The 25,786-nt window shown below is 67.0% G+C and carries 25 protein-coding genes; 12 read left to right on the plus strand and 13 right to left on the minus strand.

Features of this window, described 5'->3' with window-relative positions; translation table 11 throughout:
• Positions 1 to 18: 18 nt before the first annotated feature.
• Genes AC4LGL_RS23810 through AC4LGL_RS23820 form a run of 3 tightly spaced genes read left to right on the plus strand, consistent with a single transcriptional unit; the run spans position 19 to position 1,676 of the window.
• Positions 19 to 810 carry an IclR family transcriptional regulator gene (locus tag AC4LGL_RS23810; RefSeq protein WP_491840917.1) on the plus strand — a complete coding sequence of 264 codons (792 nt, stop codon included), beginning with the start codon at positions 19 to 21 and terminating at the stop codon, positions 808 to 810.
• A 5-nt stretch (positions 811 to 815) separates the two neighbouring features.
• Positions 816 to 1,436, plus strand: coding sequence for a TetR/AcrR family transcriptional regulator (locus tag AC4LGL_RS23815; protein WP_491840918.1), 621 nt, complete (start codon positions 816 to 818; stop codon positions 1,434 to 1,436).
• Between the two features lie 39 nt (positions 1,437 to 1,475).
• Positions 1,476 to 1,676 carry a hypothetical protein gene (locus AC4LGL_RS23820; protein WP_491840919.1) on the plus strand — a complete coding sequence of 67 codons (201 nt, stop codon included), beginning with the start codon at positions 1,476 to 1,478 and terminating at the stop codon, positions 1,674 to 1,676.
• Positions 1,677 to 1,678: 2 nt separating this feature from the next.
• Here AC4LGL_RS23820 and AC4LGL_RS23825 read toward each other — a convergent pair whose 3' ends face one another.
• The 4 genes from AC4LGL_RS23825 to AC4LGL_RS23840 all read right to left on the minus strand — a co-directional run bounded on the left by AC4LGL_RS23825 (position 1,679) and on the right by AC4LGL_RS23840 (position 8,017).
• The gene (locus AC4LGL_RS23825; protein WP_491840920.1) at positions 1,679 to 3,229 is read right to left on the minus strand and encodes a molybdopterin-dependent oxidoreductase; all 1,551 of its coding nucleotides are present in this window, start codon (positions 3,227 to 3,229) and stop codon (positions 1,679 to 1,681) included.
• A gap of 78 nt (positions 3,230 to 3,307) precedes the next feature.
• Positions 3,308 to 4,303, minus strand: coding sequence for an esterase family protein (locus AC4LGL_RS23830; protein WP_491840921.1), 996 nt, complete (start codon positions 4,301 to 4,303; stop codon positions 3,308 to 3,310).
• Between the two features lie 163 nt (positions 4,304 to 4,466).
• Positions 4,467 to 5,867, minus strand: a complete 1,401-nt coding sequence (locus tag AC4LGL_RS23835) for a mechanosensitive ion channel family protein (RefSeq protein WP_491840922.1) — start codon at positions 5,865 to 5,867, stop codon at positions 4,467 to 4,469.
• Positions 5,864 to 8,017, minus strand: a complete 2,154-nt coding sequence (locus tag AC4LGL_RS23840) for an adenylate/guanylate cyclase domain-containing protein (protein WP_491840923.1) — start codon at positions 8,015 to 8,017, stop codon at positions 5,864 to 5,866. Before AC4LGL_RS23840 ends, AC4LGL_RS23835 begins: the two co-directional genes overlap by 4 nt.
• A gap of 60 nt (positions 8,018 to 8,077) precedes the next feature.
• Between AC4LGL_RS23840 and AC4LGL_RS23845 the strand changes: the two genes are divergently transcribed.
• Entirely contained in the window at positions 8,078 to 8,515 is a 438-nt protein-coding gene (locus AC4LGL_RS23845) for a DUF1810 domain-containing protein (RefSeq protein WP_491840924.1), read from the plus strand.
• Here AC4LGL_RS23845 and AC4LGL_RS23850 read toward each other — a convergent pair.
• From AC4LGL_RS23850 to AC4LGL_RS23860, 3 genes are read right to left on the minus strand one after another with little or no spacing between them, the layout of a single operon-like run.
• Positions 8,499 to 9,806 (minus strand): alpha-amylase family protein, encoded by a 1,308-nt coding sequence (locus tag AC4LGL_RS23850; RefSeq protein ID WP_491840925.1) that lies wholly within the window; start codon positions 9,804 to 9,806, stop codon positions 8,499 to 8,501. The two genes, AC4LGL_RS23845 and AC4LGL_RS23850, sit on opposite strands and share 17 nt — an antisense overlap.
• Entirely contained in the window at positions 9,799 to 10,278 is a 480-nt protein-coding gene (locus AC4LGL_RS23855) for a nucleoside deaminase (RefSeq protein WP_491840926.1), read from the minus strand. The genes AC4LGL_RS23850 and AC4LGL_RS23855 overlap by 8 nt, the downstream gene beginning before the upstream one ends.
• 35 nt (positions 10,279 to 10,313) lie before the next feature.
• Positions 10,314 to 12,047: a tetratricopeptide repeat protein gene (locus AC4LGL_RS23860; protein WP_491840927.1), complete on the minus strand. Its 1,734-nt coding sequence runs from the start codon at positions 12,045 to 12,047 to the stop codon at positions 10,314 to 10,316.
• Positions 12,048 to 12,061: 14 nt separating this feature from the next.
• On the opposite strand from AC4LGL_RS23860, the gene AC4LGL_RS23865 reads away from it, so the two are divergent.
• Entirely contained in the window at positions 12,062 to 12,691 is a 630-nt protein-coding gene (locus AC4LGL_RS23865; protein ID WP_491840928.1) for a PaaI family thioesterase, read from the plus strand.
• On the opposite strand, the gene AC4LGL_RS23870 is transcribed toward AC4LGL_RS23865, so the two are convergent.
• Positions 12,688 to 14,709, minus strand: coding sequence for an FUSC family protein (locus AC4LGL_RS23870; RefSeq protein ID WP_491840929.1), 2,022 nt, complete (start codon positions 14,707 to 14,709; stop codon positions 12,688 to 12,690). The genes AC4LGL_RS23865 and AC4LGL_RS23870 overlap by 4 nt on opposite strands.
• A 146-nt stretch (positions 14,710 to 14,855) precedes the next feature.
• Between AC4LGL_RS23870 and AC4LGL_RS23875 the strand changes: the two genes are divergently transcribed.
• Entirely contained in the window at positions 14,856 to 15,611 is a 756-nt protein-coding gene (locus AC4LGL_RS23875; RefSeq protein WP_491840930.1) for an enoyl-CoA hydratase/isomerase family protein, read from the plus strand.
• Here the strand turns inward: AC4LGL_RS23875 and AC4LGL_RS23880 are convergent.
• Complete coding sequence (locus tag AC4LGL_RS23880) at positions 15,608 to 15,823, minus strand: (2Fe-2S)-binding protein (RefSeq protein ID WP_055114440.1); 216 nt, start codon at positions 15,821 to 15,823, stop codon at positions 15,608 to 15,610. The two genes, AC4LGL_RS23875 and AC4LGL_RS23880, sit on opposite strands and share 4 nt — an antisense overlap.
• Positions 15,823 to 16,458 (minus strand): fatty-acid--CoA ligase, encoded by a 636-nt coding sequence (locus AC4LGL_RS23885; RefSeq protein ID WP_491840984.1) that lies wholly within the window; start codon positions 16,456 to 16,458, stop codon positions 15,823 to 15,825. The genes AC4LGL_RS23880 and AC4LGL_RS23885 overlap by 1 nt, the downstream gene beginning before the upstream one ends.
• A gap of 241 nt (positions 16,459 to 16,699) precedes the next feature.
• Here AC4LGL_RS23885 and bfr point away from each other — a divergent pair, with 241 nt between their 5' ends.
• The 4 genes from bfr (at position 16,700) to AC4LGL_RS23905 (ending at position 20,334) form a co-directional block, all read left to right on the plus strand.
• Positions 16,700 to 17,179: a bacterioferritin gene (gene bfr, locus AC4LGL_RS23890; RefSeq protein WP_055120222.1), complete on the plus strand. Its 480-nt coding sequence runs from the start codon at positions 16,700 to 16,702 to the stop codon at positions 17,177 to 17,179.
• A 147-nt stretch (positions 17,180 to 17,326) separates the two neighbouring features.
• Positions 17,327 to 19,390 (plus strand): MDR family MFS transporter, encoded by a 2,064-nt coding sequence (locus tag AC4LGL_RS23895; protein WP_491840931.1) that lies wholly within the window; start codon positions 17,327 to 17,329, stop codon positions 19,388 to 19,390.
• A gap of 41 nt (positions 19,391 to 19,431) precedes the next feature.
• Entirely contained in the window at positions 19,432 to 19,914 is a 483-nt protein-coding gene (locus AC4LGL_RS23900) for a carboxymuconolactone decarboxylase family protein (protein ID WP_491840932.1), read from the plus strand.
• Between the two features lie 54 nt (positions 19,915 to 19,968).
• A complete protein-coding gene (locus AC4LGL_RS23905; RefSeq protein WP_491840933.1) occupies positions 19,969 to 20,334 on the plus strand; it encodes a VOC family protein in 366 nt (121 codons plus the stop codon).
• A 10-nt stretch (positions 20,335 to 20,344) separates the two neighbouring features.
• Here the strand turns inward: AC4LGL_RS23905 and AC4LGL_RS23910 are convergent, their stop codons facing one another.
• From AC4LGL_RS23910 to AC4LGL_RS23920, 3 genes are all read right to left on the minus strand, one after another.
• On the minus strand, positions 20,345 to 20,788 hold the full coding sequence (locus tag AC4LGL_RS23910) for a nuclear transport factor 2 family protein (RefSeq protein WP_491840985.1): 444 nt from the start codon (positions 20,786 to 20,788) through the stop codon (positions 20,345 to 20,347).
• Positions 20,789 to 20,792: 4 nt separating this feature from the next.
• Positions 20,793 to 22,583: an N-acyl-D-amino-acid deacylase family protein gene (locus AC4LGL_RS23915; protein WP_491840934.1), complete on the minus strand. Its 1,791-nt coding sequence runs from the start codon at positions 22,581 to 22,583 to the stop codon at positions 20,793 to 20,795.
• Between the two features lie 100 nt (positions 22,584 to 22,683).
• Complete coding sequence (locus tag AC4LGL_RS23920) at positions 22,684 to 23,610, minus strand: SDR family oxidoreductase (RefSeq protein WP_491840935.1); 927 nt, start codon at positions 23,608 to 23,610, stop codon at positions 22,684 to 22,686.
• A 67-nt stretch (positions 23,611 to 23,677) separates the two neighbouring features.
• Here AC4LGL_RS23920 and AC4LGL_RS23925 point away from each other — a divergent pair, with 67 nt between their 5' ends.
• Positions 23,678 to 24,580, plus strand: coding sequence for a dienelactone hydrolase family protein (locus AC4LGL_RS23925; RefSeq protein WP_491840936.1), 903 nt, complete (start codon positions 23,678 to 23,680; stop codon positions 24,578 to 24,580).
• A gap of 83 nt (positions 24,581 to 24,663) precedes the next feature.
• The gene (locus tag AC4LGL_RS23930) at positions 24,664 to 25,770 is read left to right on the plus strand and encodes a glycosyltransferase (RefSeq protein WP_491840937.1); all 1,107 of its coding nucleotides are present in this window, start codon (positions 24,664 to 24,666) and stop codon (positions 25,768 to 25,770) included.
• Positions 25,771 to 25,786 lie beyond the last annotated feature (16 nt).

A 25,786-nucleotide genomic window follows, 5' to 3' on the forward strand; every position in this document is an offset into this window, starting at 1 on the left:
CTTGATAAAGGAGTGTTCATGCTGGTCGACAAGCTGAATACGGCTGCTGCAGCGCGCAGTGGCGTCATCGAACGGGCCACCGCGGTGCTCGACACTTTCCTGGACGGCCCCGAGTGGATGGGGCTGGACGACATCAGCCTGCTGTCGGGAATACCCCGCTCGACGACATTCCGGATTCTGCGCCAGCTCGTCGAGCTGTGTTGGCTGGAACACGGTGAGCACGGGTACCGACTGGGGCCGCGGATTCGCCGCTACCGTTCCCGCGCCACCGATTGTGAAGACCTGCGGGTCGCCGCGAGTACTGCGCTCACCGAGTTGCATCTGGCCACCGACGGCGTCGCGCATCTCGCTGTGCTCGACGGCCTGGACGTGAACTACCTCGACAAGGTGGGAGGCGCTGCGGCGCAGTCGGTTCCGTCGCGGATCGGTGTGCGCATACCCGCCACCGACACGGTCAGCGGACACGTCCTGCTGGCGTCACTGGACCCTGAGCAGGCCGATACCGCGATCAACCGGGCGAAGAACCCCACCCGGCAACCCGTGCTCGCGCCCGCCTGCAGCGCCGATCAGGTATACCTGGCGATCAAACAGGCCCGGAACCGTCGCGGTTTGGCCTACCACTCCGCCGTCAACTGTCAGTTGGGCATCACCGCCATCGCGGCACCGATTACCGGCCCCACCGGGACCGTCGGTGCGATCTCGCTGTCCGTCCGCAGGCAGGCCGAGTTCCAGCAGTTGGCGCCGCTGTTGGTGCGCGCCGCGCGGCGGACCGGTCAGGCACTGTCCGCTCAGCACCGGATGGCAGGCTGACACGCATGACGGACCAGGCGGAACCTCTCGTCGCCCTGCCTGCACGTGGGCCGCGGAACCGGGTCCGCCGCGAGGACATCCTCGCCGTCGCCGCAGAGTTGTTCGCCGCCAAAGGGGTGGCGTCCACCACGGTGCGCGACATCGGCGCCGCCGCCGGCGTGCATTCGGGCAGTCTCTACCACTACTTCCCGTCCAAGGAGGCCATCGCGGTCGAGCTGCTGCGCACGTTCGTCAGCAATCTCGGCGATCACTTCGCCGCCATCGCGGCGCTGCCGGAACCACCGCTGCAACGCCTGCGGACGATGGTGCACACGACGCTGACGATCATCAACGAGCACCCGCACGAGACGCGGATGTTCCGGCAGGACTATCAGTACCTGCAGGATCGAGGTGTGCTCGGCGGGCTGGATCCCGACCTGCCTGTGCTGCGCACGCACTGGGTGCGGGTGCTCGACGAAGGTATGGCGGACGGCTCACTGCGTTCGGACATTCCGGTGGACGTGGTCTCCAGGGTCATCCGTGACACGTTGTGGGCCACCATCAGCTGGTCCCGATCGGCGCAGGTGCCGACCGCGCAACTCGGCGATTATCTGGTCGACATGTTCTTGCACGGGGTCGCCACGTAGCGGACGTGTGCGGCAGCGCATCGCGCGTAGCATCCAACCATGAACAGGGGATACGTCGTGACGTTCGCGGTCGGTGTGCTTGTGGCGCTGTTCGGCCTCATCTGGGCGCTGCAGGGATTCGGTGTGCTGCAGGGCAGCCCGATGAGCAATACCGTCACCTGGTCGGTGATCGGTCCGATCACCGCGGTGATCGGCGTCGTGATCGCGGCGTTCAGCTGGCGCAAACTCTCGTCGAAATAGCGTCACGCCACGGTGAAGTACACCGTATGCCAGCCGGTGGCGCCGTCGGGCACGGTCGGGGCTTGGTCTGACGTCTGAACCGCCCCGGTGTTGTCGGTAGCCCGCACCGTGACGGTGTGGTCGCCCGGGCCGCTCGCCTGCCAGGGCAGGCTCCACAACCGCCACGTCTGGTTGGAGTAGGCGGCGCCCAGTTCAGCGGGTTGCCATGGGCCGTCGTCGATTCGGACCTCGACGGCACGTACGCCGCGGTTCTGCGCCCAGGCCACACCACCGAATGTCGTCGGCCCCGTCGGCAGCTGCTGACCCCGCTTCGGCACGTCGATGCGCGACTCGGTCTTGATCGGGCCGCGCGGCGCCCAGCCCTGCCGGGTCCAATAGGCCTCGGCGCGGTCGAATCGGGTCAACTCCAGGTCGGTGACCCATTTGGTGGCCGACACGTAGCCGTAGAGTCCGGCGACCACCAGCCGGGCCGGGTAGCCGTGCTCGACGGGTAGCGGCTGCCCGTTGAGGCCGACGGCCAACAACGCGTCCCGGCCGTCATTGAGGGCGTCCACCGGGGTGCCCACGGTGAATCCGTCCACCGAGGTCGACAGCAACATGTCCGCCGCCGGGTCCACACCCGCCGCCCGCAGCAGGTCGGCGAGTCGGTAGCCGGTCCACATCCCGTTCGAGATCAGGTCTCCACCAACCGGATTGGACACGCAGGTGAGGGTGACGGGCTTCTCGACGGCTTCGAACCTGGCAAGGTCGTCGAAACTGTAGGTGACCTCGTGGGCGACCATGCCGTGAATGCGTAGCCGCCACGCGTCGCGGCTCAGCTGCGGAACGCTCAGTGCGGTGTCGACCCGGTAGAAGTCGGCGCTGTCGGTGATGAAACTCGGCAGGGCAACGTTTTTCGGTTGGACGTCGGGCGGAACCGGGGGAGCCGGCACGCGGGGCCGGGGCAGTACGGAGATTTCGCGTTCGGCCGCGACCGAACTCGTCACCCGGGTCACGACGAAACCGAGAAGTCCGGTAGCCGCGCCGAAACCGAGTACTCCGGCGGTGGCCAACCACGTCCTTCTGGAGGTGTCGACGTGTTCGGCATCGTCGTCGGGGGCGGCCCAGACCCGTCGCACGAGCAGGCGCAGCGCCGCCACCCCACAGGCGGTGCCCACCAACGTGGGCACGATGTCGGGCAGCGTCGCGCCCGGCCGGGAGAGGACGGCCGCGCAGGCGAACAGTCCGGCGACGACGAAGATTGCGCTGCCAATCGGACGGTGCCGGGTTTCATACGTCGCGGCGAGGGCCGCGATGGTGGCGATGACCGCCAGCACGACGACGGCGAGGAACAGCTTGTCCAGGCTGCCCAGGGTCTGAATCACCCATTCCTTGACCGGACCCGGCGTCAGGTCGACGACGGCCGAACCGACCGCGTTGCGTGGATCGGCCGGTGCCCCAAACGGAATGCCGGCCAGCGTGGCGATGCCGAGCGCCACCGCGGCGGCGGCAACTCCGCCGAGCATCCGCGCGTTCGGCGAGGGATCCGACGGGGACGACGAGGACGGAGCCATCGTCACCAACTTACCCCGAACATGAAGCAGGGAGCCTGCCGTTAGGGGTGACGACAGGCTCCCCGGGTGGGTGGATCTCTAGGTGGCGGACTGTGCGCCGAGCACCCGCTGGATATCGGGCTTCATCTGCTGCAGCTGCTGTCCCCAGTAGCCCCAGGCGTGGGTTCCGTTGGCCGGGAAGTTGAACACCCCGTTGGTGCCGCCGGCGGCGATGTAGTTGTCCCGGAAGGTGACGTTGGTCCGCAGTGTCAGCCCTTCGAGGAACTGGGCCGCCATCAGGTTGCCGCCGTTGGTCCCGGCGTCGAGGTCCGACGGGGTACCGGTGCCGCAGTAGATCCAGATGCGGGTGTTGTTGGCGACCAGCTGGTTGATGTTGACCATCGGGTCATTGCGCTTCCAGGCCGGGTCGGTCGACGGGCCCCACATGCTCTCGGCGTTGTATCCGCCGGCGTCGTTCATCGCGAGGCCGATCAGCATCGGCCACCAGCCCTCGGACGGGTTCAGGAAGCCCGAAAGCGTTCCGGCATAGATGAACTGCTGTGGGTGATGGATCGCATAGGTCAGTGCCGCGCTACCTGCCATCGAGATGCCGACGACGGCGTTGCCCGTCTGCGACACGCCGCGGTTGGCGGCCAGCCAGGCGGGGAGTTCCTGTGTCAGGAAGGTCTCCCACTTGTAGGTGTAGTCCTGACCGTTGCCCTTCGAGGGCTGGTACCAGTCGGTGTAGAAGCTGGACTGCCCACCGACCGGCATGATCACCGACAGGCCGGAGTCGTTGTACCACTCGAACGCCGGGGTGTTGATGTCCCAGCCGTTGAAGTCGTCCTGGGCGCGCAGGCCGTCGAGCAGGTAGACCGCATGCGGTCCGCCACCCTGGAACTGGACCCGGATGTCGCGGTTCATCGACGGCGAGAACACGTCGAGGTATTCGACCGGCAGCCCCGGACGGGAGAATGCGCCAGCGGTCGCCGAACCTCCTGTGATACCGATCAGCGCGGGCAGGGTGGCGGCGGCCATTGCCCCGGCCGCCAGTCGACGCGTCCACGCTCCGCGAATCTTGTTGAGGAACTTCATAACGGCAACCAACCGTCCTTTCTGCACGTATCTCAAGCAGTTTGCCGCTTGTCCCCGGTAGTGAAACATGTGCCACATCAGTCACACGGGTAACAACACCGGTCGCGCAGATCGCGGTTTACTAACGGTTGGAACTCGGCGCCGAGACCCTTTGCCGGGAGGCTCAGCGTGCGGCCGTGGTGAGTGCCTGTCTGACGTTGGCCCGGCGCTCCTCGATCGCCCGGCCGATGTCCTGAAGCAGCACCGGCTTTCGCGCGACAAGATCCTCGATGCAGTCGCGGTCGAATTGCGCAACGGTGACCTCGGTCAGCGCGTATGCCGTGGTGGTGACCGGTTCTCTGGTCAGAGCCGTCTGCCCGAGAAAGTCGCCCTGTTCCAGGGCCAGCACCGGGACGAAGAGGTCGTCCGCACCGGCCACGGCCAACTGCACCGTGCCGGCGACGATGAAAGTCATGCGCTTGGGAACCTGCCCGACGACCTGGATGACCTCGTCCCTGCCGTAACGGGTGAGCCGGGCGTGCGGGAGTAACTCGCCCTGGTCCTCCGGGGTCAGGCGCAATGTCGGTGCGATGAGACGCAGCGTCTGTTCGACGCGTTCGGTGGTCGCGAACTCGTCCTCGGCCTCGTCCAGGTGCAGATCGGCCCGCCGCGAGGCGTACCAGGTCCAGCGAAGGAACGTGGACCTGGCGGAGAAATCGTCGGCGGGGGAATGCAGCGGGATCTGGGTCTTGTACTGCAGTGAGCCGGCCGGAACCGTGGACACCGTGCCGTCGGTACGTAGCTGGGGGAGTCGGCGGGCCACCTCGTTGAGTACCCGGCAGACCTCGTCGGGAGCGTCATCGACGGCGAACACCGTGATCACCGTGATGGTGTGCGCACCGAGTGGGCGGCTCAGGTTGGTGAACGACGCTCCGGCGAGCACGGAGTTCGGGATCACCTGCAGGCCGCTGCCGGTGTCGATATGTGTTGCGCGCCAGTTGACCTCGACGACGCGTCCGCGCGCCGACGGTGCATCGACCCAGTCGCCGAGTTGGAACGGCTGCTCGAACAGCACGAGAAGCCCGGAGATGATCTGGCCGACCGAGTTCTGCAGCGCCAGGCCCAGCACGATCGAGGACACGCCGAGCGCGGTGAAAAGCCCACCGATATTGGCGCCCCAGATGTAGGCGAAGATCAATCCGATGCCGATAGCGATCAGTGCGAACCGGGCGACGTCGAGGAAGATCGACGGAATTCGTTTGCGCCAGCTGCCTTCCGGTGCACTCTGGAACAGGGTCGCATTGAGTCCGGACAGCAGCAGAACCAGGACGACGAACCCGAACACCGTCGAGACGATCCGCACCGGCGTGGCTTCTCCGGAGATCTGCATCGCCTGGATCAGCAGGATCAGCAGTGCGCCCAGCGGCAGGATGTACGTGCGGACCAGGTGTACGGGACCGGCCAGGAAGCTGCCGCGCCGGCGCAATGCGTTCTGCAGTTCGGTGAGCAGAACCAGGCAGACCGGAAATCCGACCGCGACACCGACGGCCCAGTAGAACCAGGGGGCGTCGAGCACGCCGCTCATCGTCGGTCCCGTAGCTGCCAGATCGGCTCGTCGGCCCCGTCCACCTGAACAGTGCCCGCCGGCTCGAGATCGCGGGTATCGCCCATCACCTCGAACACCCGCTCGGTCACGTACACGCCCGGCTGCGGTGAGCCCCGTTGAACCCGGTAGGCGAGGTTGACCGCCGAACCCCACATGTCATAGGCCAGGTTGGAGCGTCCGACCAGGCCGCTGCTCACCGCGCCGGTATCGATGCCTGCACGCAGTTCCAGCTCGGTCCCGGCCTCGGTGTTGAACCGTTCGATGATGCGCTGCATTTCGAGGGCGAAGTCGACGGTCCGCCGTACATTGTCGAGCCGCGGCACGCTCAACCCGGAGCTGGCCCAGTAGCCGTTGCGCAGGGTGCGCACCCGTTCTACTCCGAGATCATCTGCGGCGGCATCGAATTGGTGCACCAGGCGGTTGACGATAGCCAGCGCTTCCTCCGATGGCATCTCGGACGTCAGCTCATCCAGCCCGATCGTGTCGGCGAACAGGACCGTCACGTTGTGATGGTCCTGCGCGATGGTCTCCTCGCCGTCCCGGTACCGCTGCACCACCGACTCCGGCATGAGCGTGCGCAGCAGCCGGTCGTTCTCCCGGCGCTGCTCGGCGAGCAGATCTTCCTTGATCGCCAGGTTGCGGCTCATGTCGTTGAACGCTGTTGTCAGATCTCCGAACTCGTCCCTGGATTGCACAGGAAGCGACACGTCGTAGTCGCCCGCGCCGATCTGCTGGGCGCCGGCCTCCAGCCTGCGCAGTGGCCGGACGAACAACCGAGCCAGCATCATGGCCGCCAGACAGACGATGAAGGTGATGACGACGGTCGACAACACCAGGGTGCGGGTGAATGTCGCCACGGGCGCGAAGGCTTCCGCCGTGTCGATCTTGGCGATGATCGACCAGTTCAATCCGTGCAGTGTCACCGGTGCGTAAGCCTGTAGCGTCTCGTTGCCCAGATAGTCGTCCTCGATCACGGTGCCGCTCTGACCCCGCAGGGCCGATCGGGTGGCCTCCGTCTCGACCGGCTGCACCAGCGTGGTTCCGTGCTGACTGAGTGATTTCTGTGCCACCGCCGGGGGTGTTCCGGCGTCGATGACGTCGCGTTCGAACTTCTGCGGATTCTCCAGGAACAGACGTGAATCCGACCGCATCAGACCGTCGGGACCGACGACGAAGGTCTCGCCGGTGGTGCCCATTCCGGCGGTTTCCCATTGCTTGTCGGCCGTCATGAGCCGGTTGATCTTGGAAATCGGGAATTGCAGGGCCAGCACACCCTCGACCCGACCGGGCGGGCCCACCGGCGCCATCATCCAGGCCGTGGGCTCATCGGCCGGTTGGTAGTCACCGAAGTCGGTCACCCCGACATAGTCGACGGCGTTGGACGTCAGGGTCTCCTCGTAGGCGTCCTTCAGCAGGCTCTGCCGGTACGGCCCCGTGACGATGTTGGTGCCCAGGTCGACGCCCTTGTACGCGGTGTAGACCACGTTGCCGGCCGTGTCGAGAAGCAGCGCATCCTCGAACTGGAAGCGTTCGACGATCTCACGGAAGTAGTCGTTGAAGCGGGCATTCGCTGCGGACCAGGCACTGCCGTCACGGGCGTCGTCGACCCGGATCGATTTCTCCGGGTCGACGACCGGTGCGGTGTAGTTCGCCTGCAGGTATTTCTGTGCGTTGGAGGTGGGCAGCAGCCGCGCCACATCCACGGTGTCACCGGTCTGCTTCTCTTCCACCGGCTTGAACTGGTCGTTGTAGTAGTCGACGATCGACTGCCATTGCTGTGGGTTGATCGTCGAGTTGCCGAGCTGACCGAATGCGCCGGAGAATGCCTCGACGGCCTCGACCGTCGTCGTTCCCCGGGTGTAGACGATCAGGGAATCCTCGAGGTCGGCGAACTTCGACTCCAGCTGACGTGTTTGCGATTCCCGGACCTCGGTCAACCGGTCGAACACCGACTGGCGGAGCGATGACCTACCGGACTGGTAGCCGATGGCGCCGACCACGGCGGCAGACAGAATGCTGGTCACCAGCAGCATCACCAGCAGCTTTGATTGAATGCTGATCCGGGACATGACGCGTCGACGCACAGTCCTGGTGGGAGCGACGCGCTCGGCGGCGGCTGTTGTAGTCATTGAATCCCGAAGATTAGCTTGTCACCATGTATTGCGTGAGGCTGCGCGACAAACTTCGTCATGACTGATCGGTTCGACTTGCAGAGATTCGTCGACGCCCAGGCCGACGTCTATGCCGACGTTTGCACCGAGTTGCGGGACGGGCGCAAGCGCAGTCACTGGATCTGGTTCATCTTCCCGCAGCTGCGCGGGCTCGGCCGGAGCCAGACCGCCGACCATTACGGCATCGCCTCCGCCCACGAGGCACGTGCGTACCTGGCCCACCCGACTCTGGGCCCGAGGCTACGGGAATGCGCCCGGCTGGCTGCCCAGGTGGACGGGTCGACAGCCGAGCAGATCTTCGGCTGGCCGGACTGCCTCAAGGTCCGCTCGTCCATGACGCTGTTCGCCGCCGTTGCCGATCCGGCCGAGCGAGCCGACTTCCAGTCCGTGCTCGACAAGTTCTACGACGGACTCGGCGATCCGAGGACTCTCGAAACGCTCAGTGCGGCTGGATGATCAGCCAGCCGTGCGGGGGGGCCTCCGTCTTGCTGAGGTCGTCCTGCGGCGGTGCTCCCGACCCCGCGATCACCCGGCCCGATGCCACTCCGAGGTCGGGCAGCGACAGGGGCAGCGGTGCATCGCCGATGTTGAGCGCGACGATCAGCGATTCGGGGCCGGCGGCGGTCCGGTAGACGTACTGGGTGTTGGTCAGCAGCAACGGTGACGTGGTCGCGGTGTGCAGCCACGGATGCCGCCGCCGCAGTCCGATCAGATACTGATGCAGGCGCAGCGCATCGGAATCCTCTGGTGCAGTGGTGAATTCCGGGCGCACGGCATCGTCGCCGCCGCGCCGCTCCTCCTTGATGCCGCGGTAGGCCGACTCGTCGCCGGCATAGATGCTCGGGGTTCCACCGACCGTCATCAGCAACACCAGGGCGAGCTCGAGGTGCGCGGCATTCTGCAACTGGCTGGCGATCCGGGTCACGTCATGATTGCCCACGAAGGTCAGCGGTACGAACGTGCCGAGAAAGTCGTTGTGCCGCTTGAGTGCCCAGTCCAGTTCGTGGAAGTTGCCGTCGTTCAGGCCGCTCCAGATCGCCTTCCACAGTTCGTACTGGGTCACCGAGTCGAAGGTGGAGGCACCGACGGTCGCGGCGTAGTCACCGTGGATCACCTCACCGACGAACCAGGCGTCGGGGAACTCGCGGCGCACCGCGGGCAGCACCTGCGCCCAGAACCGGTCGGGTACCGCGTACGCCGCGTCGAGGCGCCAACCGTCGGCGCCTCGGCCCAACCAGTGCCGCAACACCCGGGCGGTGTGCTCCACCACCGCGGGCTCGTCGTGGTTGAGTGCGATCAGCTCGTCATGACCTTCGAACGTGTCGAATCGAGATGCCTTGCCGCGACGGCGAAACCAACGCGACGCCGGATGGTCGGGGCCGCCGTCGAGCGCCTGCCGGTACTGGGCGAATTCGGTGCCGACATGGTTGAACACCCCGTCGAGCAGGATGCGCAGCCCGCGCCCTCGGGCCTCGGCCACCAGATGGTCGAAGTCCTGCTCGTCACCCAGGCGTGGATCGATGCGGAAATGGTCGGTGGTGTCGTAGCCGTGGGTGCGCGACGAGAAGATGGGTCCGAGCGCGATGCCGGAAGCGCCGAGTTGCACGGCGTGATCCAGCCAGCTGACGATCCGGCGTAACCGGTGCTCATCGGCCGACGGCGGCTGGTCCGCGGGGAACGCACCGACGAAACCCAGTGGATAGATCTGCCACCAGATGGCATGTGCGATCCACCCGGGCTCAGGCACGAAACTTCGCCGCGTACAGGTCTTTCATGGTTTCGGCCAGCTCGGTGGCCGGTCCGTCCACGTCTACCCCGGGAGCCACGGTGGTGATGGGCAGCGGTGCCACCGGCGCGGCCGGGACACCCCATTCGGCGAGCCAGCCGCTCAGCTGAGCCGACGATGTGGCGTAGACGATGCGGCCCAGACCGACCCAGGCGTGCGCCGCCGAACACATCGGGCAGTGTTCGCCTGAGGTGTACACCGTGGCGCGGGCCCGGTCCTCGGGCCGCAGATGCTCGACCGCCCAACGGGCGATGGCGAATTCGGGATGCTGGGTGGCATCCCCGCCCTTGACGCGGTTACGGTCGGTGAACACCGTCGTCCCCGCCTCGTCGACCAAAATCGAGCCGAAGGGCTCGTCGCCGTCCTCTAGTGCCTCACGGGCCAACTCGACACATTTGCGCAGCTGACCGAGGTCGTTCTCGCTGATGGCCACGAGGCGAGTTTACGCCGGTGCCGACATCGGGCAGGTCAGGCGCCGCCACAGCAGGGATCGGCCACGTCGAGGCGGCAGGCACAGGAGGCGCGCACCGCAACGTCGGCCCGGGCCCGCGCCAACTCCAGTTGCTGGTCGATGATGGCCGCCTCGGCGTCGCGGCCGAGCCGTCGGAGGCACTCGTGGTAGCCGTGCAGGCTCCACACGTTGTTCGGATGGTGGCTGGGCCGGCTGAGCGTCGGATCCAGGCCCAGGTCGGCCGCGTAGACGTGAGCGGCCTCCTCCACGTGGCCCTGCTCGAGCAGCAGTGCGCCGTAGGCGTGCCGGGTCGGTTGCATCCAGCCCCACGGTTCGTCATAGGGCAGGGCGTCGTCGAGTTCGATGGCCCGGCGCAGGTAGCCGAAGGCCGTGTCGTAATCGCCCGCCCGATAGGCGATTTCACCGTCCAGCATCTGCTCGGCGATGGCCAGGATGTCCAGGCTGGTGTTGTTGAAAAGGTAGCGCGTGTCGGGAATGCGCCGGTAAGCCGCGATGAAGCTGTCGCGTTCCGCGCGGGCCTGCTCCAATTGCCCCGTCGCTGCGTAGGCGACGCCCCGGCCGTAGCGGATCGTCGCGGTAGTGGTGCAGTACAGCTCGGGATCGGCGGGTAACGGTTCGGCGATCAGATCATCCCACCGGCCGAACCGCACCAGCACGTGCACCCGCAACGGGACGAACGCCTCCAGCCAGTCCGCCATCGGCGGCGAGGCGACCGAGAGCACCTCGGGAGTCAGTTGGGCGGCAAGTTCCCCGGCCGCATCCAGAGCGATCTGCGAACTGCCCTCGAACATGGCCGAATACACCACGAAATGCAGGTCGTGCGCACGGTAGAGCGAATAAAAGTTGAGCGCGCCCTCGCGTTCGACGAACTTGCGGTCGGCGTGTACCGCGGCGAGGTTGGCGGTCACCGAACTGCGGTAGTCGCCGCACAGCACGTCGATGTGGCTGGCCATGTGTTGCAGGTGTCCGGCGTCGGGCACCAACCCGCGCAACAGATCGGCGGCGGGCAGCGCGGCCTGCGGTGTCGTCGACATCTCCATCGCGTGGATGTAGAGGTGCAGCACCCCTGGGTGTTGCCGTCCGGCTGCAGTCGCCAGCGCGGCGTCGAGGATCCGTTTGGCTTCCACCACACGAGATCCCGGGGCGGGCTCACCGGTGCGGCCGTCCCACAGTGCCCACGCGGTCACGTTCAGCAGGGCATCGGCGGCCAGCGTCTGCACATCGATGTCGCCGGGATGGGCCACGGCCAGCGCTGCCATCGCATCGGCGTAGTCGGCGTGCCCCGCTGTCAGGGCTTCGGCGTCATCTGGGTCGGCGGTCGGAAATCGCTTCTGCAGCGCGGAGATCAGCTGGAGTTCCAGCGTCGATGCCCGGCCGGTCGCAGCGCGCTCGAGTTCGGCGCGTGCCCGGCTCAGCGATGTGCTCAGGTCGGCCGGGTCGAAAGCGTCCCAGGCCTTGTTGTAGTTGGGGCCGACGGCGTAGGCGATACCCCATCGGGCGAGGGCGAACTCGGGGTCGAGCTGCAGGGCACGCTCGAAGCACCGGATCGCTTCTTCGTGGTTGAAGGCGTAGGACCAGACCATGCCGCGGTCGAACCAGACCTGGGCCGGCGGCGAGGGAGTGTCCGTCGGCCGGTGATAGGTCCCGAGCCGGTAATACGGTTCGGTCTGGGCGGGGTCCGTCACGGTGCCGACGCTACCCGGGTGGCTCGACACCGGCGCGTCGAACATGTTCTAGTGCTGGGATGCCGGGTTACACGCATGTCGAGGGTATCAGTTCTGCTGACGTGCAGCGTCTGCGGGAGGTGTGGTCACCGCTGGCCGACTCGGTGCGTGCGCTCATCGATGCCTCGATCCGCTCGGAGGTGGATGCCCAGGAGGTCGCCGCGGTACGGGCCCAGATCGACGACGCGACCGCGCGCCTGCAGGCGAAACAGATCGACGGTCCCTTCGGTGTGCGCTTCACGTCCGATGGTGACCGGATGCCGTGGGGCAACCCGGCGATCGGCATCCGCAACCCGATCGCCCCGCCGCTGGTGATGGTCAAGGATCCCGACGGCGGGGTGCGAACCGACTTTCACCTCGGCGCGCCCTATGAAGGTCCGCCCGGCCACGTCCACGGCGGCATGGTGGCGATGGTGCTCGATCATGTGCTGGGGGAGGTGGCCGCCAGCGACTCCGATCGCCCGCGGTTCACCGGGACCCTGACCATCCGTTATCTGCGGGCCACGCCGCTGGGTGATCTGCACGCCGAGGGGCGGATCACCCGCACGGATGGGATCAAAGCCTTTGCCTCCGGCCATGTTTCCGATGCTGACGGAATCACCGCCGAGGCCGAAGGAGTGTTCATCCTGCCGAAATGGGCGCGCGGCTAGCGCGTCTCACCCGCCGGTTCCACCCGGTCGATGGCGATCTCCTGCAGGCTGCGGGTGATCGTGGTCAGTTCTCCGATCAGGATGCGCGCCGCACCGTTGTCGGCGGACAGCGTCGATGCCACGTTGTGTACCCGTCGCAGCGCGGTGGACAGCTCGGCGGTGTCCAGGCTCCACGGCACCGCAGGGCTCGGCGGCGCGCCGCGCAGGGCCTCGACGTAATCGTCGACCGCAGCGATGAACTCACCGTGCAGGGCGGACGACGGGTGGGTCGGCAGGCTGTTCTCCAGCGTGGTGCAGGCGCTGGTCACCGAATTCAGTGCGGTGCGGTAGGACCGCAGCCAACGCCGCAGGACCGGCGGCTCCAGGCTGGTCGCACCCCAGGCGGCCTCGAACGCTGCACGGGCGCGGAAGGCCCGTTGCCAGGCTGCCGACAGGATCTCGGCCGGGTGGTCGATTTCATGCACGAATGCCTTGATCACCAGTGCGGCGTAGTCGATCTCGGTCATCAACAGTTCCCCGGCGCGCTGGCGTAACCGGATGAGGGCGTGGTCGGGCAGGGCCACGTGGGCCATCACGGCCAGGCCTCCGCCGATCATCACCGCGAACAGTCGGTCCATATTGCCCGACCACGGCGCGGTCGCGCTCACCCCGACCGCGAACATGACGATCGCGCCCACGGCCGCGCCGACCGCGAGATAGCCGAATTGCGCGACGCCGTAGGCCAGTCCGACGAACACCAGCGCGCACACTGCCGAACCGATCGGCCCGGGTTGCCACACGAACGTGAGTATCGAGGCGACGATGATGCCGACGCCGAGGCCGGCCATGCGCCCGGCGCACCGGGTGTAGGTGTGCGCCGTTTCCGGCCGCAGCACCACCACGGCGGTCAGCGGCATCCAGTAGCCGTGCTCGAGCCCGCCGTAGCGGGCCGCCGCCACCGCCAGCGCGGTGGTGACCGACAGCCGGATGGCGTGGCGCAGGATCGGCGAGGTCCAGGTCAGGTGTGATCGGACCACGGCGGGCGCGGAGGCCAGCGAGCCGATCAGGTCGGGCCGGTGCAGCTGCCCGAATCTAAGCACCGCGGCCTCGCGCAGCTGTTCGCAGAAGCGTTGTGCCAGCGCCGCTTCTGGTCCGCTGACGGCGGCGGCCGCGGTGTGGACACGGACCAGCGCGTGCTCGGCGTCACGGCGCGCGGTGTGACCGTGGTCGGCGATCGCGTCGAGAAGCACCGCGGCGGCGGTCAGCAACTGGGGGAGTCCGCTGTCACCTGGCTTCTCGTCGTCGGTCGCGGTGTCGCGGTCCGCGGTGGAACGCAACGAGGCCAGGGTGCCGGCGAGGCGCTCCGGGAGTTGATAACCGCCGTGGTAGGCGCGTGGCCGCTGACTCACCTGGCTGTCGGCGAACACCTCCCGCAGCCACGTGAGCGGGGCGTCGTCGACGGTCGCGGTGCAGTCGGTCGCGACGTTGCGGGCGTCGCCGGCCAACGACTGGTAGGCCCGGGTGAGTCCGTCGCGCTGGGCCCGCCAGCGCCGGGGCGGCCAGATCGCGATGAGCGCGGCCTGGATCACTCCGGCGACGATGACCAGAAGAGGTGCCAGCAGCGACTGACCCAGTGTCGGTGCGACCGGCGGCGCCAGCACCAGCAGTGCGCTGGCCGCCGAGGCCACCAGTCCGGCGTTGGCTCCCAGTGACCACTGCATGCCCGCGGCGAAGCACCACAGCGCAACCACGGCGATGAAGACGGGGCTGTACCCGCCGGCCAGGGTGCCCAGCAGCACCGCGATGGCCAGTTCGACCGAGCCCGTCACCACCAGCGGGACCCGGCCGCCTGGGCTGCGCTGCAGCGCGATCGCACTCGCGATCACGCCGCCGCCGAGCGTCCACATCGCTGTCGCGCCGGAACCCCACGCCAGGGCGACCGCGGTCACCGCCAGGACGCCGATCAGGCTTCGGGCCACCGCACCGGCGTCGGGGGTAGTGAGCCGGAGTGCGTCGGCTGCCTGTCGACCCGTGTGCACCCCACCATTCTCACTCGTGGCGGGCTGCCGGTGGCACATCCGCCCGCGCGTGGCGCGGATCGGTCCGCCGGTAGACCCGGCCGACAAGAGTGGAACGTGTTCTAGTTAGGCTGCAGCGGCCACGGCGCGAACGCGAGGAGACAGAGATGACCCTGCTGATCGAGGACAACAACCGGGTTCGCACGCTGACCCTCAACCGTCCCGACGCGCTCAATGCGTTCAACGAGGCGCTGTACGACGCGACGACCGTCGCGCTGCGTGCGGCCGCTGAGGATCCGGACGTCGCAGTGGTGCTGTTGACGGGCGCCGGCCGGGGATTCAGTGCGGGCAACGACCTCGTCGAGATGCAGGAGCGCATCACCAACCCGGAATCGACCCCGGGCGAACACGGGTTCTACGGGATGCTCGAAGTGCTCGCGGATTTCCCGAAGCCGTTGATCTGTGCGGTCAACGGGGTCGGCGTGGGTATCGGCGCCACCATCCTCGGGTTCGCCGACCTCACGTTCATGTCGTCGGAGGCGCGGCTGAAGTGCCCGTTCACCAGCCTGGGTGTGGCGCCCGAGGCGGCTTCGTCGTATCTGATGCCGCGACTTCTCGGCAGGCAGAATGCCGCGTGGCTGCTGATGTCCTCGGAGTGGGTGGGCGCCACCGAGGCCCTTGAGATGGGTCTGGTGTGGAAGGTCTGCGAGCCCGACACGCTGTTGACCGAGGCTCGGCACTACGCCGAAATCCTGGCGGCCAAGCCTATTTCGAGCCTGATGGCCGTCAAGCAGGCCTTGGTGGCACCGATCCGCGACCAGATCTCGGCGGCTGTGGAGCGGGAGAAGGCGTTGTTCGTCGAATTGGTGGGGGCGGCGGCCAACGTCGACGCGCTGGCTCAGTTCGCCGACCGCAAGCGTTAGCGGGTGGCCCGCGACGGGCAACCGTTGAACTGGGTGGGGCACCCCTCGGCGGCCTGATGGGCGGCGATGATGGCGCGGATGGTGCGTCGGCACCGGCCGCAGTCGGCGCCTGCTCCGCACGCCTCGGCCACTTCCTTCGAGGTGGTGGCGCCGGACTCGATGATCTCGTTGACGACCTGACTGGTCGCCCCGGTACACAGGCAGACGAACATCAGTCGTCCTGCTCGTCGACGTTCATGATGTGGGCCAACTTGCCCACGAACAGGCTGGGGTAGGCACCGAAACCCGCCGTGGTCATCCACTCGGCGGCCGCGTCCGGATGATCGATCCACTGCCGGGCGCTGATCTCGTCGGAGACCTCCTGCAGGATCATCACTTCCTGGCCGTCGTCGAGCGCCTGGTAGACCCAGATCTTGCGGATGCCGCCCTGCTCGAAGCGTTCGAGGCCGTCGTGCACCTTGCGCATCAAGGTGGGTACGTCGTCGACGGTCGCCACTGCACCCACGATCACGCCGGCCACGTGGCCCTCCGGGGAGGGCTCGGTCAGGTCGATCTTCTCCACCACTTCGCCGCCGAATATCGGCGGAATATCTTCGACGCCGGAAATATCGAACCACTCGAAGATTGCGGGCGAACGCAGTACGTCGCGGATGGACCGGGCATGCCGAATGCCGATTGTCACCAATACCCGGCCCGGCTCCCAAATTGATTTGTAAAGCACGACGTGATGCGCGCCGATCGACAATAGTCCCGAGCGATGTTTCCCCATCCATTTCCACATTTCGTCGACATCGTCGACGCGGAAGTCGCAGGACAGAATGAGCGAGTGTAAATCGTACTCACTCATTTCTTGCCGACCTTTCTTTCGGGGTGTCATCGCGGATTAGCGCAGTCTAACCTTAGTTAGGACAGCCAGTCCACTCCTCGTGGCCACGCTTCGGGTCCGGTGCCCCATGGGTCCCGATGCGTCGCACGAACACGCCGAATTGGCCGTTAATCATTGCGTCACATGGTGCTTCCTGCACTAGATTGGATGTGCACGGCAAACGGCAACACTTGACCAGCCCTCAAGGTGCTTAGGAGTGACGATGCAAGGCGATCCGGATGTTCTGAAATTGCTCAACGAGCAATTGACGAGCGAACTCACTGCAATTAACCAATATTTCCTGCACTCAAAGATGCAAGATAATTGGGGATTTACCGAACTGGCCGAACATACCCGTTCCGAGTCTTTCGAAGAGATGCGGCACGCGGAGACCATCACCGACCGAATCCTGCTCCTGGACGGCTTGCCCAACTATCAGCGGCTCTTTTCGCTACGGGTAGGGCAGACACTTCGGGAACAGTTCGAGGCCGATCTTGCGATCGAGTACGAGGTGGTTGCCCGCCTGAAGCCCGGGATCATCATGTGCCGCGAAAAGCAGGACGCGACGTCGGCGCGGATCCTGGAAACGATCCTGGCGGACGAGGAAGGTCACATCGACTACCTGGAAACCCAGCTCGAGCTGATGGAGAAGTTGGGTGACGCGCTCTACGCAGCGCAGTGCGTCTCCCGGCCCCCCCAATAAGCTCAGGTAGCTCGGTCCGTTTCAATCGAAGCCGCCCTGGGTAGCCGGTGAACCGCCGGCTGTCCGGGGCGGCTTTGTTTGTGCTGTAACTTTCATAGCCTGTCTAACGATATCGCTGGTGTACCGGCAGGCCGGCGAAAGGAAGTTATGACCACCCCGACAACATCCACCGGCGAGCAACCGACCGGCGCCCCGATCCTGAGCGTGCGCAGGCGCAACCTGGTGTTCGTTGCCGTCCTGCTCGGAATGCTGCTCGCCTCGCTCAACCAGACGATCGTCGCCACCGCGCTCCCCACCGTCGTGGCGGACCTCGGCGGTGCGGGCCATCAGGCATGGGTGGTGACCAGCTATCTCCTGGCCTCTACCGTCGTCACCGCCGTGGTCGGGAAGGTCGGCGACATCTTCGGCCGAAAAGTGGTGTACCAGGCGGCGGTCCTGTGTTTTCTGATCGGATCTGTCCTCAGCGGCCTGTCGGGATCGATGGCCATGCTGGTGGCCGCCCGGGCGCTGCAGGGGATCGGCGGCGGCGCGATCATGGTGACGTCCTCGGCGCTGATCGCCGAGGTCATCCCGCTGCGGGACCGCGGGCGCTACCAGGGTGCACTCGGTGCGGTCTTCGGGGTCACCACCGTCGCCGGCCCGCTGCTGGGCGGCTTCGTCACCGATCACCTCGGCTGGCGGTGGGCGTTCTGGCTCAGCATCCCGGTGGGCGTCGTCGTCCTGATCGTCGCGGCCGCCACGATCCCGGCAGTGGTGTCCCGTGGCGCGCGCCCGGTGATCGACTACGCCGGCATCGTGTGGGTCGGAATCGGGGCATCCGGTCTCACGCTGGCCACCAGCCTGGGCGGCGAACTGGCGTGGACCTCGCCGACCATCATCGGTCTGGTCATCGGTTCCGTCCTGGCGCTGGCGATGTTCGTCCGGGCGGAAACCCGGGCGGCCGAACCGATTCTGCCGATGCGGCTGTTCCGCAATCCGGTGTTCACGATGTGCTGCGTACTGTCGCTGGTCGTCGGCTTCGCCATGCTGGGCGCCCTGACGTTCATGCCCACCTTCATGCAGTTCGTCGACGGTGTATCGCCGTCCGAATCCGGGCTGCGCACCATGCCGATGGTCATCGGGCTGCTGATCACCTCGACCGTCAGCGGCAGTCTGGTGGGCCGCACCGGCCGGTACAAGATCTACCCGATCGCCGGCACGGCGATCATGCTCGTCGGCTTCGTGCTGCTGTCGCGCATGAACGCCGCGACACCGATCCCGATCCAGTCGCTCTACCTGCTCATCCTGGGCGCCGGCATCGGCATGTGCATGCAGGTGCTGGTCCTCATCGTGCAGAACACCTCCGACTTCAGTGATCTGGGCGTGGCGACCTCGGGGGTGACGTTCTTCCGGACCATCGGCAGTTCGTTCGGTGCCGCGATCTTCGGCTCGTTGTTCGTCGGTTTCCTGTCGGATCGCCTGCCCGGTGCACTCGCTGCCGGCGGAGCTCCAGCCGTGGCGGGTGCTTCACCCAAGGCGCTGCACGAACTGCCGCCCGAGGTCGCCGCCCCGATCGTCGACGCCTATGCGAATGCGCTGGACCTGGTGTTCCTGTGCGCCGCGCCGGTGGCGCTGATCGGCCTGATCGTGGCGTTGTTCCTCAAGGAGGTGCCCCTGCTGGAGGCCGAGGCGACCATGGCGGCGGATCTCGGCGAAGGCTTCGGCATGCCGAGCTCGGAATCGGCGGACCAGGTGCTCGAGACCGTGGTCAGCCGGCTGATGCGCAGTTCACCAGAGATCCGGCTGCGAAATGTCGCCGGCGGCCCCGGGTGCGAGCTGGATGTCGCGGGGTTGTGGGCGCTGCTCAAGATCTACCGGCACGGCCAGGTATTCGGCTCGGCTCGCCTGACCGAGATCGCCGACCGCCTGGTCGTGCCCTTCGAAGTGCTCGAGCCGACCTTCAACCGGTTGGTGCAGGACGGCTATGTACTGCGTACCGGGGACAACCTGTGGCTGACCCAGGCCGGGGTGCGGCAGGTCGAGGGTGTCTCGGCGGCGCTGGTGGGTCGGATCGTCGACAAACTGGGGGAGTCGTCGTCGTACGAGGGCCGCCCGGACCGAGCCCAGGTCGAGGCCGCACTCGAGCGCATCGCGCACCGGATTGTGGTGCAACGGGACTGGGGAGACGACGACCGCGCCACCGAGCTGACCGGCTCGGGAACCAAAAACTAGAACTTGTTCCAGAACTGCCGGAATCTGCGTACGATTCGGCCATGAGCCGAATCGGAGAATTTCCCGACGACGACGTGGCCGGCTGGATCTTGAAGTCTCCCGAGATCGGCACCGCGATGGCCAACTTCACCAACGCGGTGTACACCAAGGGCCGCCTGCCCCTCCGGGTGCGCGAACTCGCCCGGATGGTGATCGCACTCAACAACGAGTGCGTGGTGTGCCAGAACACCCGCGACTCCGACGGTGCCGCGGCGGGAGTGGACGAGGATCTCTACGACCACGCCGCCGAGTGGCGGACCTGGCCGGGCTACAGCGCGCAGGAACGCGTCGCCGCCGAGTTCGCCGAGCGCTTCGCGAGCGATCACACCGGACTGCGTGACGACGAGGACTTCTGGGATCGCGCGAGTGAGCAGTTCGATGCCGAACTGCTCACCGACCTGGCGCTGTCGTGTGCGATGTGGCTGGGAATGGGCCGGATGCTGCGGACCCTCGACATCGGTCAAACCTGCAGGATCACGCTGTAACCCGCGCGCTCGCGGCCCGGTTTACCCGGGCGTCGTGACGGCAATACCGCAGCCATGATCGGAAGCCTTCGCTCCATCGTGCTGGACTGCCGGGATCCGCGTGCGCTGGCCGCCTTTTACGCCGAGGTGCTCGGCGGCGACGTCGCCGCCGAGGACGACACGTGGGTGGTCGTCACCGACCCGGCGGGCCGGCGGCTCGCCTGCCAGTACTCACCGCAGCACGAGCCGCCACTGTTTCCCGATCCGCGGGGGTCGCAGCAGATTCACCTCGACATCCAGGTCGACGATCCTGACGCGGCCCAGCGTCAGGTGCTGGCGCTGGGCGCAACCCGTGTCACCGATGCCGTCGGGGAGACCTTGTTCCGGGTGTTCCGGGATCCGGCCGGCCACCCGTTCTGCCTGGTGTGGGGAATCGACTGAGCGGCTGCGGTCAGACCAGACCGGTGGCGTCGAACACCCACGACATGTCGGCGGTGGCGAAGTTCTCCAGCCAGTCCGGCGGAGCGTGGTTGGCCAGGGCGCCCATGTCCCAGTAGTCCTTCCACAGCGTCACCTTGCCGTTCTCGACCCGGTGAACGGTGACGAACTTCAGGACGGCGGATTCGCCAGTGGCCCAGTGCCATTCCTCGTGGTGTTCGTACATGGCATCACGGCCGTTGTCGACCAGCAGGCCCGGGAAGTTCTCGTAGGAGGCGAGCGGTTCGAGGCCGATCTTGAGCCGCTTGACGATGTCCTCCGGGCCTCTGGCGGCCGCGGCCGCGCCTACCGGCATGTCCAGGTAGATGCAGTCGTCCGACAGGTAGGTCTTGAGAAGATCCCAGTCGCGTTCCGACAGCGCCTTCCACATGCCGTGGACAGTTTCCTCGATCGAGATGTCTTCAACGGACACTGGTCAACTTCCCATCCTCGGCGGAGATCGACGGGACGCGGTGTGCGGCCCGCAGGAACTGGCCGGTGCGCTGCTTGCCCACCAGGTCGGTCAGCGCACCGTCGGTGAACACGGTGCGTCCGCCGACGAGCACCGCGGTGACGGTGTCGTCGTTGCGGTTCACCATGCGCGACAACCCGCCGTAGTGGTCGACGGTCTCCTCGGCGTACGCATCGAGTGAGTCGTCGAGGTGCTCGGGATCGACGACCACGATGTCGGCGCGGTCCCCGATCCGCAGATGGCCGGCGTCGATCCGGTACCAGTCGGCCAGCTCACCGGTCAGCCGGTGCACGGCCTGCTCGATGGACATGAACGGCGTACCGGCCCGCTCGGCGTCGCGGACGTGTCGCAGCAGGCGCAGTCCCATGTTGTAGAAGGCCATGTTCCGCAGGTGGGCGCCGGCATCGGAGAAGCCGAGCTGGATGCCCGGGTCCCGGGCGAGCTTCTTGAGCACCTCGGGACGATGGTTGGAGATGGTGGTCCGCCAGCGGATCGCGGTGCCGTGCTCGAGCACCAGATCCAGGAAGGCATCGACCGGATGCAGCTCGCCGCGCTCCTGGCCGACCTGGCCGAACGTCTTGCCGACCACGGATTCGTCGGGGCAGGCGACGATTTCGGCGTCGAAGAAGTCCCGGTGCCAGACCCGCATACCGAACTTGCTGTCGTAGTCCTTGCGGAATGTGCGGCGGTAGGACTCGTCGCGCAGCAGGTCGTTGCGCTCGACCTCGTCGCGCAGGTGCAGAGCCGCTGCACCGGAACCGAATTCCTCGAACACCACCAGGTCGATACCGTCGGCATACACCTCGAACGGCACCGGCAGATGCTGCCACCGGAAGTTGCCGCCGAGCGTGTTCACCGCCTTCGCCAGCGGCCCCATCATCCAGATCGCGTACGGGTTGGCCTTGATGTCGGCAGCCGAGAGCAGGCTGGTCTTCAGCTGCTTGCGGAACAGCCCGAGGGACTGGGCCACCTGCGAGGCCAGGTTGAGCGGATTCTGGATGTCGGGACCGGACTGCAGCACCCGGCCGGCGCGCCGCAGCATCGACTTGAGCCGGCGGAGCTCGCGGGGCTTGGCGTAGGTGGACGGCAGGGTGCGGGACCGGCAGATGTCGCCGTCGATCTTGTCGAAAAGCAGTTGCTGTGAGGACATCCCGACGAAGCCCGCGTCGAGGGCCTCTTTGAGCATCTGCTCCATGCGGGCCTGTTCGGTTGCCGTCGGCCGCTGATCCTTACGGGTCGCCCGGTCGAGTCCCATCACTGCGGTCCGCATGTCGGAGTGCCCGATGAAGGCGGCCAGGTTGGGGCCCAGCGGCAGCGATTCGAGGGCCGACACGTATTCGTCGCAGGTGGTCCACGTCTTGTTGTCGTCGACAGCGGCGATCACCTGATCGCGCGGGATCGCCTCGACCCGGCCGAACAGGTCGCCCGCGTCGACGCCGCCGACGTGCACGGTCGACAGTGAGCAGGACCCGAGCATCGCGGTGGTCACGCCATGGCGCAGCGACTCCGACAACGACGGGCCATTGAGGACCTCGACGTCGTAGTGCGTGTGGATATCCAACATTCCGGGCATGACCCACTTGCCGGCGGCGTCGATGACCTGCGGGCAGTCCGCCTCGTCGAGGAGGTCCGGGGAGATGGCGACCACGTGCCCGTCACGAATTCCGATGTTGCGCACCGCTGACGGCGCCCCGGTGCCGTCGAACCACCGGCCGTTGCGAATGATTGTGTCGAAGCTCACCCAGCCATAGAACAGTCCCGCTGGTGGGAGTGTCAATGAAAATGGTGAACAGATTTGAAAAAATGTCTACTGGAAGCGGGCGGAATGGTCTGACCTGGGGTTATAGCGGAGCCCAGGCATCCGGCACCCGTCCGTCCAGGTCGGTGAAGCCGTACTGGCGCGCCAGGGCAGCCGAGCTGACGGAACGTTGATTCCACTGCGCCCGGTGCGGGTCGGCGGCCACCGCGGCCACACCGCGGCCGACGAAACGGGGCGACTCGGATTCGGCGAATCCCGGCGGCGCGGCCGGGTAGCCGTCGGTGCGGGCGAGGTCCAGTGCGCACCGCCAGTTGGCCTCGCTGACGCCGTAGTTGTCGAGCATCATCTCCGAGCGCAGCCATCCCGGAGTGACCGCGACGGCGGTGGCGCCGAACGCGGCGAGTTCGTGCCCGTGACTGAACGCCAGTCGGTTCACCGCGTTCTTGACCAGGTCGTAGAACACCGATAGCCGGGGATTCTCGGCATTGAATTCGGTTGTGCCATCGGTGATCTCCACCAACAGCCCGCCGGGGCGGTCGGCGAGCAGCGGCAGTAGGCAGTGTGACGTGATCAGGTGCGTGTCCAGTCCGAGACGCAGCATCCGCAACCCGTCGTCGAGGTCGTGCTGCCACATCGGCCGGCCCCAGGTGTCCGGCGGGCCCTTGAGTACCTCGGCCCCCCAGATGTCGTTGACCAGGATGTCGATGTGCCCGTAGTCGGCCTTGAGCCGCCCGGCAAGTTTGCGCACCTGGGTGACGTCGAGGTGGTCGACCTGTACGGCGACGCCGGATCCGCCCAGCTCCGTTACCATTTCGGCGGTTTCCTCGATGGTTTCGGGCCGGTCGTAATCGGAGAGGCGGCTTCCGCACCTGCTGCTGCGGCCGGTGCACACCACCGTCGCGCCGACTTCCCCCAGCGCCGCGGCGATGCCCCGCCCCGCGCCGCGGGTGGCCCCGGCGACAACGGCGATGCGTCCGCGCAGCGCCTCCGGGTCGGGTGTCCAGGCCATCCGATGAGTATCCCGCCGCGTGCAGTTCTATAGCTGCAGTTCGGGATTTCAGCGCATACTGGCTGAGGTGACTCCACTGCAGCGCTACATCGCCGAGGAAATCGCGACCGATCACCTCGACGGGCTGTTGTCGCGTCGTGAGGCGCTGCGCCGGTTGGGTCTGCTGGGAATCGGTGCGGCCGCGGCAGCCTCACTGATCGCCGCCTGCGGTGAGGCGAAGGAACCGGCACCCGCCACCACCCCGAGTGCGCCACCCGGACCGGCGGAGCCTCCCGGACTGCAGAATGCGCTGCCCACCACGCCGGTCAGTTGGTCGGGCCCCGCAGGGGAGTTGCAGGGAGCCTGGGCAGCCGCGCAGGAAGCCAGGGGCGCGGTGTTGGTGATCCACGAGAACAAGGGGCTCACCGACCACATCCGTTCGGTGGCCGGAAGGTTCGCCGGTATCGGGTATTCGGCGCTCGCGATCGATCTGCTCTCGGCGCAGGGCGGCACGGCGGCATTCACCGATCCGGCGGGTGCCACCGCCGCGTTGAGCCGGATCGAACCGCCGGAGTTGATCGCCGATCTGAAGTCCGGCATCGAAGAGGTGCAACGCCGCGTGCCGGGCCGCAAGGTCGCCGCTGTCGGTTTCTGCATGGGCGGCGGGCTGGTCTGGCGACTCCTGGCGGCGGGTACTCCGGCGCTGGCCGCCGCGGTGCCGTTCTACGGCCCGGCTCCCGACGATCCGGATTTCAGTGGTTCCCGTGATGCCGCGGTGCTCGCGTTCTACGGCGCCCTGGATCAGCGGGTGAATGCGGGTGAACCGACGGTACGCGCGGCGTTGGAACGCGCCGGAATGGTGCACGATCTGATCACCGAACCCGACGCCAACCATGCGTTCTTCAACGACACCGGCGATCGGTACAACCCCGCGGCCGCAACCGATGCCTGGCGCCGGATCCAGGACTGGTTCGGGGCGCATCTGGCCTGAACCCCGGGCTTGTTCAGCGGCTGTTCAGGCCTCGGTTGCGGCGTCGTTGTTGACCGCACACGCGGCCCGGTTCTCATCGTGGCATGCGGGTTGTCCAGGTTGCCAACTTCTACGGCCCGCGTTCGGGTGGTCTGCGCACCGCGGTCGACCGCCTCGGCGCGGAGTACTGCGCCCTGGGCCACGAGGTTTACCTGATCGTTCCGGGTCCACATCCGCAGCGGCATGTCCTTGCCAGTGGTGTCGTGCGAATTTCCCTGCCCGCCAGGCTCATCCCGTTCACCGCGGGCTACCGCGCGGTGCTACCGGGACCGGTGACCGCGTTGCTTCAGCAGCTCGGTCCGGACGCGATCGAGGTTTCGGACCGGTTGACCCTGCGGTCGCTGGGGCCGTGGGGCCGCAGGCATGGGGTGGCCACCGTGATGATTTCCCACGAACGCCTGGACCGGCTGGTCGGTCAGGTGTTGCCGCGGTCGGCGGCGGTCATGGTGGCGGACTTCGCCAACCGCCGCACCGCGGCGAACTACGACGCGGTGGTGTGTACGACGGGTTTCGCGCGGGAGGAATTCGACCGGATCGGTGCCGACAACGTCGCGACCGTGCCGCTCGGGGTGGACCTCGAGCAGTTCCACCCACGGCGCCGGTGCGCCGAGATGCGCAGTCGCTGGGCGGCGCCACAGCAGACCCTGCTGGTGCACTGCGGCAGGTTGTCGGTGGAGAAGCACGCCCACCGCAGCATCGATACCGTTGCCGCTCTGCGTGATTCGGGCGTAGACGCGCAACTTGTGGTCGTCGGGGAGGGCCCGTTGCGGGCCCGGCTGGAGAGGCAGGCCAGTGGGTTGCCGGTGGCCTTCACCGGATACGTCGGTTGCCGCGACACCGTGGCGACCATCCTGGCCTCGGCCGACGTCGCGCTGGCGCCGGGCCCGCACGAGACGTTCGGCCTGGCGGCGCTGGAAGCGCTGGCCTGCGGAACTCCCGCGGTGGTGTCCCGGACATCGGCCCTGGCCGAGATCCTCACCTGTGACAGCGGAGCGACCGCCGACAATGACCCCCGTGCCATCGCACAAGCCGTCACTTCGGTGATCGGCCGGCCCGAACCGCTGCGGCGCAGCAGCGCGCGTCAGCGCGCCGAGCAGTTCACCTGGCCGCGGTCGGCCGCCGGAATGCTCGACGTACTCGGAGCCGGGTAGCAAGCCGGGTTTTGCG

This window comes from Mycolicibacterium arcueilense, from assembly GCF_058536225.1.

What these genes read in the sequence shown, in the direction of transcription:
- AC4LGL_RS23865 (WP_491840928.1), top strand. Translation starts at nt 12,062, where the DNA reads ATGCCGGGTTACACGCATGTCGAGGGTATCAGTTCTGCTGACGTGCAG.
- AC4LGL_RS23930 (WP_491840937.1), top strand. Translation starts at nt 24,664, where the DNA reads ATGCGGGTTGTCCAGGTTGCCAACTTCTACGGCCCGCGTTCGGGTGGT.
- AC4LGL_RS23845 (WP_491840924.1), top strand. Translation starts at nt 8,078, where the DNA reads ATGACTGATCGGTTCGACTTGCAGAGATTCGTCGACGCCCAGGCCGAC.
- AC4LGL_RS23880 (WP_055114440.1), bottom strand. Translation starts at nt 15,823, where the DNA reads ATGTTCGTCTGCCTGTGTACCGGGGCGACCAGTCAGGTCGTCAACGAG.
- AC4LGL_RS23810 (WP_491840917.1), top strand. Translation starts at nt 19, where the DNA reads ATGCTGGTCGACAAGCTGAATACGGCTGCTGCAGCGCGCAGTGGCGTC.
- bfr (WP_055120222.1), top strand. Translation starts at nt 16,700, where the DNA reads ATGCAAGGCGATCCGGATGTTCTGAAATTGCTCAACGAGCAATTGACG.
- AC4LGL_RS23900 (WP_491840932.1), top strand. Translation starts at nt 19,432, where the DNA reads ATGAGCCGAATCGGAGAATTTCCCGACGACGACGTGGCCGGCTGGATC.
- AC4LGL_RS23840 (WP_491840923.1), bottom strand. Translation starts at nt 8,017, where the DNA reads ATGACTACAACAGCCGCCGCCGAGCGCGTCGCTCCCACCAGGACTGTG.
- AC4LGL_RS23860 (WP_491840927.1), bottom strand. Translation starts at nt 12,047, where the DNA reads ATGTTCGACGCGCCGGTGTCGAGCCACCCGGGTAGCGTCGGCACCGTG.
- AC4LGL_RS23835 (WP_491840922.1), bottom strand. Translation starts at nt 5,867, where the DNA reads ATGAGCGGCGTGCTCGACGCCCCCTGGTTCTACTGGGCCGTCGGTGTC.
- AC4LGL_RS23920 (WP_491840935.1), bottom strand. Translation starts at nt 23,610, where the DNA reads ATGGCCTGGACACCCGACCCGGAGGCGCTGCGCGGACGCATCGCCGTT.
- AC4LGL_RS23905 (WP_491840933.1), top strand. Translation starts at nt 19,969, where the DNA reads ATGATCGGAAGCCTTCGCTCCATCGTGCTGGACTGCCGGGATCCGCGT.
- AC4LGL_RS23815 (WP_491840918.1), top strand. Translation starts at nt 816, where the DNA reads ATGACGGACCAGGCGGAACCTCTCGTCGCCCTGCCTGCACGTGGGCCG.
- AC4LGL_RS23825 (WP_491840920.1), bottom strand. Translation starts at nt 3,229, where the DNA reads ATGGCTCCGTCCTCGTCGTCCCCGTCGGATCCCTCGCCGAACGCGCGG.
- AC4LGL_RS23895 (WP_491840931.1), top strand. Translation starts at nt 17,327, where the DNA reads ATGACCACCCCGACAACATCCACCGGCGAGCAACCGACCGGCGCCCCG.
- AC4LGL_RS23875 (WP_491840930.1), top strand. Translation starts at nt 14,856, where the DNA reads ATGACCCTGCTGATCGAGGACAACAACCGGGTTCGCACGCTGACCCTC.
- AC4LGL_RS23885 (WP_491840984.1), bottom strand. Translation starts at nt 16,458, where the DNA reads ATGAGTGAGTACGATTTACACTCGCTCATTCTGTCCTGCGACTTCCGC.
- AC4LGL_RS23830 (WP_491840921.1), bottom strand. Translation starts at nt 4,303, where the DNA reads ATGAAGTTCCTCAACAAGATTCGCGGAGCGTGGACGCGTCGACTGGCG.
- AC4LGL_RS23820 (WP_491840919.1), top strand. Translation starts at nt 1,476, where the DNA reads ATGAACAGGGGATACGTCGTGACGTTCGCGGTCGGTGTGCTTGTGGCG.